At 58.8% G+C, this 1,049-nt stretch carries 2 protein-coding genes; one reads left to right on the top strand and one right to left on the bottom strand.

Features of this window, described 5'->3' with window-relative positions:
- On the top strand, positions 1-164 hold a 164-nt coding region (locus A5692_RS06105), incomplete at its 5' end, for a class I SAM-dependent methyltransferase (RefSeq protein ID WP_197514373.1).
- 21 nt (positions 165-185) lie between these two features.
- Here the strand turns inward: A5692_RS06105 and A5692_RS06100 are convergent.
- On the bottom strand, positions 186-1,049 hold the full coding sequence (locus tag A5692_RS06100) for a cyclopropane mycolic acid synthase family methyltransferase (RefSeq protein ID WP_068053421.1): 864 nt from the start codon (positions 1,047-1,049) through the stop codon (positions 186-188).

Below are 1,049 nucleotides of genomic sequence, written 5' to 3'. Positions count from 1 at the left end.
GCACGCTCAACATCTGGGCGGCGAACCTGGAGGCCAACCGCCAACGGGCGGTCGAGATCCAGTCCGAAGAGGTCTACAACAAGTACATGCACTACCTGACCGGCTGTGAGAACTTCTTCCGCAAGGGCATCAGCAATGTCGGGCAGTTCACCCTCGTGAAGTAGGTCGCGAGGGGCTGGGGTCCGCTACTTTTCCAACGTGAACTGGTCGACGTCGGTGTAACCCTGGCGGAACAGCTTCGCGCACCCGGTCAGGTACTTCATGTAGCGGTCGTAGACCTCTTGGGACTGGATGGCGATGGCCTGCTCGCGATTGGCCTCGAGGGCGGCCGCCCAGATGTTGAGCGTGCGCTCGTAGTGCTCCTGCAGCAATTGGACCTGCTGCACGGAGAACCCCGCTTCGCCGGCGAACCTGAAGATGTCTTCCTGCGCCGGTAATTGTCCGCCCGGGAAGATTTCAGTGCCAATGAACCGCGCGAATCGAAGGTCGTTCATCGTGATGGAGACGCCGCGTTCGTACTGCTGCTTCTGGGTGTAGGTCAAAATGGTATGCAATAACATGCGGCCGTCGTCGGGAAGAATGTTGTAGGAACGTTCGAAGAACGCGGCGTACCGCTCCATCTTGAAAGCCTCGAAGGCGCCGATGGTGACAATTCGGTCGACCTTGTCCTCGAACTCTTCCCAGCCCTGCAGCCGCACCTCGACGGTGCGGTTCGTGCCCAATCCAGCCAGCTTCGCCTTGCTGTATTCAAACTGGTTGCGGCTCAGCGTGATTCCGATGACATTGACGTCAAATTTCTCCACGGCCCGCTTCATCGCCCCGCCCCAGCCGCAGCCGATGTCCAGCAGCGTCATCCCGGGCTCGAGGTTCAGTTTTCCCAGCGCAAGGTCGAACTTGGCGATTTGGGCATCTTCGAGGCTCATATCTTCATGCGCGAAATATGCGCACGTGTAGGCCATCGTCGGGTCTAGAAACAAGCGGAAGAAGTCGTCGGACAAGTCGTAGTGGGCTTGCACGTTTCCAAAATGCGGCGTGAGCTGCACGGACAT

The organism is Mycobacterium sp. E342, from assembly GCF_001667665.1.
Taxonomy (GTDB): domain Bacteria; phylum Actinomycetota; class Actinomycetes; order Mycobacteriales; family Mycobacteriaceae; genus Mycobacterium.
Note: the sequence above shows the minus strand (reverse complement) of the source record. Positions and strands in the feature narration are given on the sequence as shown.